Source organism: Aquabacterium sp. (genome assembly GCF_004297345.1).
Classification (GTDB): domain Bacteria; phylum Pseudomonadota; class Gammaproteobacteria; order Burkholderiales; family Burkholderiaceae_C; genus Aquabacterium.
Map to the genome: position 1 here is coordinate 1 of NZ_SCTN01000303.1, position 8,305 is coordinate 8,305.

The following is an 8,305-nucleotide window of genomic DNA, read 5'->3' on the forward strand; positions in this document are numbered from 1 at the left end:
TGCGTCTGGGCACCTTCGACGTGTTGGTCGGCATCAACTTGCTGCGCGAGGGGTTGGATATCCCCGAGGTCTCGCTCGTGGCGATTCTGGATGCCGACAAGGAAGGCTTCCTGCGTGCCGAGCGCAGCCTGATCCAGACCATTGGCCGTGCGGCCCGTAACCAGAATGGTCGTGCCATCTTGTACGCCGACAAGATGACCGAGTCCATGCGCAAGGCCATCGGCGAGACCGAGCGGCGTCGCAACAAGCAGCTTGCGCACAACGAAGCGCATGGCATCACACCCAAGACCATCAACAAGAAGGTCAAGGAGTTGATTGATGGCGTGATGTCGAACGCGGCCAAGGATGACTTGAAGGCGGCCGAGGCCCTGGTCAAGTCCATGGAGGGCAGCGAAGGCATGTCCGAGCGCGACCTCAGCAAGCGCATGAAGCAGCTCGAAAAAGACATGCTGGAAGCCGCGCGCAACCTGGAGTTCGAAAAGGCAGCCCGCCTGCGCGATCAGCTGGCCTTGCTCAAGGAGCAGGCCTTCGGCGCCGTGGTGCACGATCACGTCGTGCTTGCGTCTGCCGTGCGCAAGGGCTAAGCCGTCGCCCTGCTTGCGTCGGATCAATTGCAGGGCTTTTCAAGCTGGTGCAGGCGGCGCAGAATCGCAGAACGGTTCGGGCGCGGGCCTGACCGTTTTGCAGGAGCGTGTCATGGACAAGAAGCTTCACTGCCTTGAAACCTTCCGCGTGCAGGACATGCACGGTGCCACCTACAAGGTGCACGCCTACGAGCACCTGACCCGTGTCGACAATCTGCTGGACATGCGAACCCAGTGGGAGCCCACGGGCGAGGTCGAGTACAAACTCGCGACCGGCGAGCATCTGGATCTTGATGAGGACGGCACCATGCACGTGCTGGGGTCGAGCATGCCCTTGGTGCGAATGTCGCCAAGCGCCCACGTGATGTGACCTTTGCCCTTCTGGGGTGTGGATGAGCGCGTGACAATGGCGACATGGCCTTTTTCTTTCAGTCGCGCTCCAGACCCTCCAATGCTCAGTCAACGGCACGCATGCGGGTGCTCATGGTCTGCATGGGCAACATTTGCCGCAGTCCGACGGCAGAGGGTGTGCTGCGCCACAAACTGGCTCAGGCTGGCCTGGCTGATGTGATCGAGGTCGATTCGGCCGGCACGCACGCTTACCATGTGGGCAGCCCCCCGGATCAACGGTCGCAGCAGGCTGCGCGCAAGCGGGGTTACGACCTCAGCCAGCAACGCGCCCGCAAGGTGCAGGCGCAGGATTTCCAGCAGTTCGATCTCCTGCTGGCCATGGATTGGGACAACTTGGCCTTGCTGGAAGAAAATTGCCCGCAAGACCCTGCGTTGCGCTGCAAACTCAAGCGCCTGACCGAGTTTGTCGCCTCGACCTCGCCCCATGCTGGCGCCGAGGTCGTGCCTGATCCTTACTACGGCGGCCCTGCCGGCTTTGAGTTTGTGCTGGACCTGGTTGAGCATGCCTGTGACGGCCTGGTCGAACATTTGCGACAAGTTGTCGGTTCTGTTGGGTCCAAGCCTTGAGCGCGCAGGCTTGACCAGACCATTGTGCCAATGGGCAGTCCCTGGCCCGAATCTTGATAGATCGTGCCTATGGGCGTCATCGTCAATCCGCAAGGGAACTCCCTTGGGTTAAGTTGACTAAATCAGTGGGGTACCTTATAATCGAGTCGATTACTCGGAATAAGGCTTTGTCGGAGATCCCGGCTTCGCCGCCCACAGGTCATCCCTGCCTCGATGGGCGCCAACCGAGTCCCTGACCAAGGAGAGAAGCGATGCGTCTGACTACCAAAGGCCGTTTTGCCGTAACGGCGATGATCGATCTGGCTCTGCGTGAGCACACCGGCCCCGTGGCCCTGGCTGCCATCAGCCAGCGGCAACAAATTTCCCTGTCTTACCTCGAGCAACTGTTCGGCAAACTGCGCCGTCACGAGCTGGTCGAGAGCACCCGTGGCCCAGGCGGTGGTTACTCGCTGGGCCGCAAGGCGGATGACATCACCGTGGCCGACATCATCGTGGCCGTGGATGAACCCATCGACGCCACCGGTTGCGGCGGCAAAGAAAACTGCATGGGCGAAGAAGGTGGCCGTTGCATGACGCACGACCTCTGGACCAGCCTGAACAACAAGATGATCGAGTATCTTGATTCGATCAGCTTGCGCAAACTGGTTGAAGACCAGCTCGCCAAGGGGGTGTCCATCGAGGCCCAGCCCATCAAGCGTGCGATCTCTACCCAGCCGGTGGTCAAGCCTATCAAGGTCACGGCCCCCAATTCGGTCTTTGCTTTGGGCGCAACCCTCACCAAGTAAAGGGACACCCGTCCCCAGGGTTTGCCTACCCTGGGTGGTGTCCCCGATAATGGTCGGTTTTGTGCTCTGCTGAGCTCATTTATTTCTCGCCAGCAGCCGCTCTTGTCACGATGTGGCACGGGTATGGCGCCAGCTTTGTTGAGTCCCCACTATGGACATGACCCCTCACTTCCCGATCTACATGGACTACGGCGCGACCACGCCGTGCGACCCCCGCGTCGTTGACGCCATGATTCCCTGGCTGCGCGAGCACTTCGGCAACCCCGCCTCGCGCACCCACGCCTATGGTTGGGAAGCGGAAGAAGCCGTCGAGAAGGCGCGCGTGCAAGTGGCCGAGCTGATCGGCGCCGACCCGCGTGAAATCGTCTGGACTTCGGGTGCCACCGAGTCCAACAACCTGGCCCTCAAGGGCGCCGCGCAGTTCTACAAGACCCGTGGCAAGCACATCATCACGGTCAAGACCGAGCACAAGGCCGTGCTGGACACCGTGCGTGAACTGGAGCGTCAGGGCTTCGAGGCCACGTACCTGGATGTCAAGGAAGACGGGCTGCTGGACATGGACGTGCTCAAGGCTGCCATCCGCCCCGACACTATCCTGATCTCGGTCATGTTCGTGAACAACGAAATCGGCGTGATCCAGGACATCGAGACCGTCGGCAAGTTGTGCCGCGAAAAGGGCATCATCTTCCATGTGGATGCCGCGCAAGCTACAGGCAAGGTCGATATCAACCTGGCCACGTTGCCGGTTGACCTGATGAGCCTGGCCTCGCACAAGACATACGGCCCCAAGGGCATTGGCGCGCTGTATGTGCGCCGCAAGCCCCGCATCCGCATTGAAGCGCAGATGCACGGCGGCGGTCACGAGCGCGGCATGCGTTCGGGCACCTTGCCTACGCACCAGATCGTTGGCATGGGCGAAGCCTTTCGCATCGCCAAGGAAGAAATGGCCGCCGAGAACGTGCGCATCAAGGCGCTGCGTGACCGCCTGCTGGCCGGCTTGCAAGGCATCGAACAGATCTTCGTCAATGGCGATCTGGACAAGCGCGTCGCCCACAACCTGAACGTGTCGTTCAACTATGTGGAAGGCGAGTCGCTGATCATGGGCATCAAGGGCATCGCCGTGTCCTCGGGCTCGGCCTGCACCTCGGCCAGCCTGGAGCCCAGCTATGTGCTGCGTGCCCTGGGGCGCAGTGACGAACTGGCGCACAGCTCGCTGCGTATGACCATCGGCCGCTTCACCACGGAAGAAGAAGTTGACTACGTGGTCAACACGCTCAAGGATCGCGTGGCCAAGCTGCGCGAACTGTCACCGCTTTGGGATATGTACAAAGACGGCATTGACATCAGCACTATTCAATGGGCTGCACACTAAGCACATCGCTCTTTTGACAGATTTGGAGTTTCACCATGGCATACAGCGACAAGGTCATTGACCACTACGAAAACCCCCGCAACGTTGGCTCTTTCGAAAAGGGCGACGAGTCTGTTGGCACCGGCATGGTCGGCGCCCCTGCTTGCGGCGACGTGATGAAGCTGCAGATCAAGGTCAATCCCAGCACCGGCGTGATCGAAGATGCCCGCTTCAAGACCTATGGTTGCGGCTCTGCGATTGCTTCGAGCTCGCTGGTGACCGAATGGGTGCGCGGCAAAACGCTGGACGAGGCGCTGGACATCAAGAACACCCAGATCGCCGAAGAGCTGGCTTTGCCCCCGGTCAAGATTCACTGCTCGATCCTGGCGGAAGATGCCATCAAAGCAGCCGTCAATGACTACAAGGCCAAGCATGCAGCCTGATCAAGCCTCCGTTGCCGCCAACCCGGCATCGTGCACAGCCGGTCCCGGCAATGGGCCGCTGGCGGACATCGCTGAAGTCAACGCCAGCATGACCGTTGGCCTGACCGAGGCGGCTGCACGCCATATCACGCGCTACCTGGGCCGCCGCGGCAAGGGCGTGGGTGTGCGTCTGGGCGTCAAGACCACCGGTTGCTCCGGCTTGGCCTACAAGATCGAGTTCGCCGACGAGATTGCGCCGGAAGACATCGTTTTCGAGCGCCTGGGCGTCAAGATCCTGGTCGATCCCAAGAGCCTGCCCTACATCGACGGCACCGAGCTGGACTTTGTTCGTGAAGGCTTGAACGAAGGATTCAAATTCAACAATCCGAACGAACGTGATCGTTGCGGATGCGGTGAGTCCTTCCGCATCTAAGCGTGACGCGCGCAAGGCATGTGCCTTGCAAGGATGGAAGCCTCACCACGTGGTGGGGTTTCTCTTTTTAACGGGTTGCTGTGGCCATGAACATCGACGCTGACGATTTCACCTTGCTGGGGCTGGACAGGGCCTTCGCGCTGGATCGCGCCAAACTGGACGCGGCTTGGAAAGCCTTGCAAGCCCAGGTCCATCCTGATCGCTTTGCGGCTGAGGGTGGGGCATCGCAACGCATTGCGATGCAATGGGCTGTGCGTGTCAACGAAGCGCATCAACGCTTGAAGGATCCGCTCAAACGTGCGGCGTATCTCTGTCATTTGGCCGGCGTACCGGTTCAGGCCGAGAACAACACGGCGATGCCTGGTGCCTTCCTGATGCAGCAGATGCAGTGGCGCGAAGCCTTGGAAGAGGCCGGTAGCGCCCAGGATGTCGAGGCCTTGTCCGACGAGGTTACGGGCCAGCGCAAGGCTCGCCTGGCTCATGTCACGCAATTGCTGGACGTGGATGCCAACCCGACCCAGGCCGCGCAGGAAGTGCGTGCCCTCATGTTCATCGATCGCCTGCTGGAAGAGATCGATGCCCGACTTGAACAATACGAAGACGCCAGCTGAGACTGCTGATCACACATGGCCCTGCTGCAAATCTCCGAACCTGGGCAATCGCCCGATCCCCATCAGCGCCGCATCGCGGTTGGCATCGACCTGGGCACCACGCACTCGCTGGTGGCTGCGGTTCGCAACGGCTCTGCCGAGTGCCTGCCCGACGAGCAGGGCCGGGTGATCCTGCCTTCAGCCGTGCGTTACATGGTGGACGAGCGCGGTCAGACTCGCCGTCACATCGGCTTTGAGGCCCTGGCCGCGCAGGCCGAGGATTCTCAAAACACCATTGTGTCGGTCAAGCGCTTCATGGGGCGTCGTCTGGCTGATCTGCCTGATGCAGGGCGCCTGCCTTATCAGTTCGAAGACCAGCCTGGTATGGTGGCTGTGAAGACGGTCGCGGGCGTGAAGTCGCCCGTTGAGGTCTCGGCCGAGATTCTGGCCAGCCTGCGCCAGCGCGCTGAAGACACCTTCAACGACGACCTGTTCGGTGCCGTGATCACGGTGCCAGCCTACTTCGATGATGCCCAGCGTCAGGCCACCAAGGACGCGGCCCAGATGGCTGGCCTGAACGTGCTGCGTCTGCTCAATGAGCCCACGGCTGCGGCGATTGCCTATGGCCTGGACAACGGTGCAGAAGGCCTTTACGCCATCTACGACCTGGGTGGCGGTACGTTCGACATCTCGCTGCTGCAACTCAGCCGCGGCGTGTTCGAGGTGGTGGCCACTGGCGGCGACTCAGCCCTGGGTGGCGATGACTTCGATCACCTGCTGGCTGATGCGGCCTTGGCCGATGCCAAGATGGAAGCGGTCACGCCGCAAGACAAGCGTACCGTGCTGGTGGCAGCGCGCCGTACCAAGGAAAAGTTGTCTACCGATGGCAGCGCCCATCTGAGTTGTGCGCTGTCGACCGGCATGTTGTCGGTCAAGCTCACGCGTGAGCGCCTGGCCGAATTGGCCAAGCCCTTGATCGACAAATCTCTGGCCTCGGTCAAGCGTGTGCTGCGTGACGCCAAGGTCAAGCCCGACGAGGTCAAGGGTGTGGTCATGGTGGGTGGGTCAACCCGCATGCCTGCTGTGCGCGATGCCGTGGGTGCCTTCTTCGGCCAGCCTCCGCTGACTGATCTGAATCCCGACGAGGTGGTGGCATTGGGTGCGGCCATTCAGGCCAACCAACTGGCTGGTAACAACGCCCAAGGCGAATTGCTGCTGCTGGACGTGTTGCCGCTGTCCCTCGGTCTGGAGACCATGGGCGGCCTGGTCGAACGCATCATCCCGCGCAATACGCCGATCCCTTGTGCCCTGGCACAGGACTTCACCACATTCAAGGATGGCCAGACCGCCTTGGCCGTGCACGTGGTGCAAGGCGAACGCGAGCAGGTCGAGTTCTGTCGCTCCCTGGCGCGTTTCGAGTTGCGCGGCATCCCGCCCATGGCTGCTGGTGCTGCGCGCATCCGTGTGAGTTTCCAGGTGGACGCTGACGGCTTGTTGAGCGTGTCAGCCAAGGAGCAGCTCTCTGGCGTCGAGGCCTCGGTCGTGATCAAGCCCAGCTATGGCCTGACCGATGACCAGGTGGCCCACATGCTGCGTGAAGGCTTTACCACCGCTGCTGCTGACATGAAGGATCGTGCCCTGCGCGAAGCCCGTGTGGAAGCCGAGCGCATGCTGGAAGCCACCCGCACCGCACTGGCGGCAGATGGTGACCTGCTCAGCGCAGAAGACCGCACTCGCATCGATGGCCTGATGGCTCAGATCGGACAGCGTTGTGACCGTGGTGACATCACAGCGCTGGAAGCCTCGATCAAGGCGCTGGCCGATGGCACCGAAGCCTTTGCTGCCGAACGCATGAACCGCAGCATCCGTCAGGCCTTGGCTGGCCGCAAACTCGATCAAGTCTGATCGCTCGAATACCGTCTTCCCATGCCCATCATCAAGATCCTGCCTCACGCCACCCTTTGCCCTGAAGGCAAGGAGATCACGGCCGCGCCGGGCACCAGCATCTGCGAAGCCCTGCTGGAAAATCACATCGAGATCGAGCACGCCTGCGACATGAGCGCGGCCTGTACGACCTGCCACGTCGTCGTGCGTCAGGGCTTCAACAGTCTCAACGAGATGGAAGAGACGGAAGAAGACCTGCTGGATCGCGCATGGGGGCTGGAGCCCGATTCGCGGCTGAGCTGTCAGGCCATCGTGGCAGGTCAGGATCTGACGATCGAGATCCCCAAGTACACGATCAACCACGCACGCGAGAACCATTAAGCCCCCGGTTCACTGGCGTTACAGTTGCGTATGTCCAGACAGATCTTCCTCGATACCGAAACCACCGGCCTGAGTCCTGAGTCAGGCGACCGCATCATCGAAATCGGTTGTGTGGAAATGGTCAATCGCCGCCTGACGGGCCGGCACCTGCATTTCTACATCAACCCCGAGCGCCCCAATCACGAGGACGCCGTCAAGATCCACGGCCTGACCGACGAGTTCCTGGCCGACAAGCCCGTGTTTGCCGCACTGGCTGACGAGATCATCGCGTACTGCCGTGACGCCGAGATCATCATCCACAACGCGAGCTTCGACGTTGGCTTCCTCAATGCCGAGTTGAAGCGCCTCAATCGCGGTGTGTTCAAGGACTACGTGGGTGGGGTCATCGACAGCCTGGTCATGGCTCGCGAGATGTTCCCGGGCAAGTCCAACTCGCTGGACGCCTTGTGTCGCCGCTTGGAGGTGGACAACACCCACCGGACGCTGCACGGCGCCTTGATGGATGCTGAGTTGCTGGCCGAGGTCTATATCAACATGACCCGCGGCCAGGATGCCTTGCTGATCGACAGCGATGCATCCGAAGGCAGCGAAGGGCAGGGCGCTCAGGAAGTGGTCGCCATTGACTTCAGCGCTTTCGATCTGCCGGTGATCAAACCCACGGACGAAGAGGCAGAGGATTTCGAGAAATCGTTGGCTGCCATCGACAAAGCCAGTGGCGGAAAAACTTTGTGGAAATCGATTGAAGTTGTGCTATAGTCATGGTCTTCGCTGATTGCGACAAATAAATCAGCGAAACGCGGCAAGTCCCGAACCAGTTTCGGGCGGTTAGCTCAGCGGTAGAGCACTGCCTTCACACGGCAGGGGTCGCAGGTTCGAACCCTGCACCGCCCACCAAGA

11 protein-coding genes and 1 tRNA gene are annotated in these 8,305 nt (G+C 61.0%); all 12 read left to right on the forward strand.

Annotation, left to right across the window (positions count from 1 at the left end):
• Nucleotides 1–584 (forward strand): UvrB/UvrC motif-containing protein (locus EPO09_RS10725; RefSeq protein WP_290642928.1); only part of this gene is annotated, 584 nt, incomplete at its 5' end.
• Nucleotides 585–696: 112 nt separating this feature from the next.
• Entirely contained in the window at nucleotides 697–954 is a 258-nt protein-coding gene (locus EPO09_RS10730; RefSeq protein WP_290642930.1) for a hypothetical protein, read from the forward strand.
• A gap of 101 nt (nucleotides 955–1,055) precedes the next feature.
• Nucleotides 1,056–1,562: a low molecular weight protein-tyrosine-phosphatase gene (locus EPO09_RS10735; RefSeq protein ID WP_290642946.1), complete on the forward strand. Its 507-nt coding sequence runs from the start codon at nucleotides 1,056–1,058 to the stop codon at nucleotides 1,560–1,562.
• 251 nt (nucleotides 1,563–1,813) lie between these two features.
• Nucleotides 1,814–2,347 (forward strand): Fe-S cluster assembly transcriptional regulator IscR, encoded by a 534-nt coding sequence (gene iscR / locus EPO09_RS10740; RefSeq protein ID WP_290642932.1) that lies wholly within the window; start codon nucleotides 1,814–1,816, stop codon nucleotides 2,345–2,347.
• 151 nt (nucleotides 2,348–2,498) lie between these two features.
• The gene (locus EPO09_RS10745) at nucleotides 2,499–3,719 is read left to right on the forward strand and encodes an IscS subfamily cysteine desulfurase (RefSeq protein WP_290642934.1); all 1,221 of its coding nucleotides are present in this window, start codon (nucleotides 2,499–2,501) and stop codon (nucleotides 3,717–3,719) included.
• A 35-nt stretch (nucleotides 3,720–3,754) separates the two neighbouring features.
• Nucleotides 3,755–4,141 (forward strand): Fe-S cluster assembly scaffold IscU, encoded by a 387-nt coding sequence (gene iscU, locus EPO09_RS10750; protein ID WP_290642936.1) that lies wholly within the window; start codon nucleotides 3,755–3,757, stop codon nucleotides 4,139–4,141.
• An 88-nt stretch (nucleotides 4,142–4,229) separates the two neighbouring features.
• On the forward strand, nucleotides 4,230–4,553 hold the full coding sequence (gene iscA, locus EPO09_RS10755) for an iron-sulfur cluster assembly protein IscA (RefSeq protein WP_290642948.1): 324 nt from the start codon (nucleotides 4,230–4,232) through the stop codon (nucleotides 4,551–4,553).
• 86 nt (nucleotides 4,554–4,639) lie between these two features.
• Nucleotides 4,640–5,164 carry a Fe-S protein assembly co-chaperone HscB gene (gene hscB, locus EPO09_RS10760; protein ID WP_290642938.1) on the forward strand — a complete coding sequence of 175 codons (525 nt, stop codon included), beginning with the start codon at nucleotides 4,640–4,642 and terminating at the stop codon, nucleotides 5,162–5,164.
• Between the two features lie 15 nt (nucleotides 5,165–5,179).
• Nucleotides 5,180–7,048: a Fe-S protein assembly chaperone HscA gene (gene hscA, locus EPO09_RS10765; protein ID WP_290642940.1), complete on the forward strand. Its 1,869-nt coding sequence runs from the start codon at nucleotides 5,180–5,182 to the stop codon at nucleotides 7,046–7,048.
• A gap of 21 nt (nucleotides 7,049–7,069) precedes the next feature.
• Nucleotides 7,070–7,408, forward strand: coding sequence for an ISC system 2Fe-2S type ferredoxin (gene fdx, locus EPO09_RS10770; RefSeq protein WP_290642942.1), 339 nt, complete (start codon nucleotides 7,070–7,072; stop codon nucleotides 7,406–7,408).
• Between the two features lie 30 nt (nucleotides 7,409–7,438).
• The gene (gene dnaQ / locus EPO09_RS10775; protein ID WP_290642944.1) at nucleotides 7,439–8,164 is read left to right on the forward strand and encodes a DNA polymerase III subunit epsilon; all 726 of its coding nucleotides are present in this window, start codon (nucleotides 7,439–7,441) and stop codon (nucleotides 8,162–8,164) included.
• A gap of 63 nt (nucleotides 8,165–8,227) precedes the next feature.
• Nucleotides 8,228–8,302 (forward strand) — tRNA-Val (locus tag EPO09_RS10780).
• Nucleotides 8,303–8,305: the final 3 nt, after the last annotated feature.

What these genes read in the sequence shown, in the direction of transcription:
- iscA (WP_290642948.1), top strand. Translation starts at nt 4,230, where the DNA reads ATGACCGTTGGCCTGACCGAGGCGGCTGCACGCCATATCACGCGCTAC.
- EPO09_RS10745 (WP_290642934.1), top strand. Translation starts at nt 2,499, where the DNA reads ATGGACATGACCCCTCACTTCCCGATCTACATGGACTACGGCGCGACC.
- EPO09_RS10730 (WP_290642930.1), top strand. Translation starts at nt 697, where the DNA reads ATGGACAAGAAGCTTCACTGCCTTGAAACCTTCCGCGTGCAGGACATG.
- iscR (WP_290642932.1), top strand. Translation starts at nt 1,814, where the DNA reads ATGCGTCTGACTACCAAAGGCCGTTTTGCCGTAACGGCGATGATCGAT.
- hscB (WP_290642938.1), top strand. Translation starts at nt 4,640, where the DNA reads ATGAACATCGACGCTGACGATTTCACCTTGCTGGGGCTGGACAGGGCC.
- hscA (WP_290642940.1), top strand. Translation starts at nt 5,180, where the DNA reads ATGGCCCTGCTGCAAATCTCCGAACCTGGGCAATCGCCCGATCCCCAT.
- EPO09_RS10735 (WP_290642946.1), top strand. Translation starts at nt 1,056, where the DNA reads ATGCGGGTGCTCATGGTCTGCATGGGCAACATTTGCCGCAGTCCGACG.
- iscU (WP_290642936.1), top strand. Translation starts at nt 3,755, where the DNA reads ATGGCATACAGCGACAAGGTCATTGACCACTACGAAAACCCCCGCAAC.
- fdx (WP_290642942.1), top strand. Translation starts at nt 7,070, where the DNA reads ATGCCCATCATCAAGATCCTGCCTCACGCCACCCTTTGCCCTGAAGGC.
- dnaQ (WP_290642944.1), top strand. Translation starts at nt 7,439, where the DNA reads ATGTCCAGACAGATCTTCCTCGATACCGAAACCACCGGCCTGAGTCCT.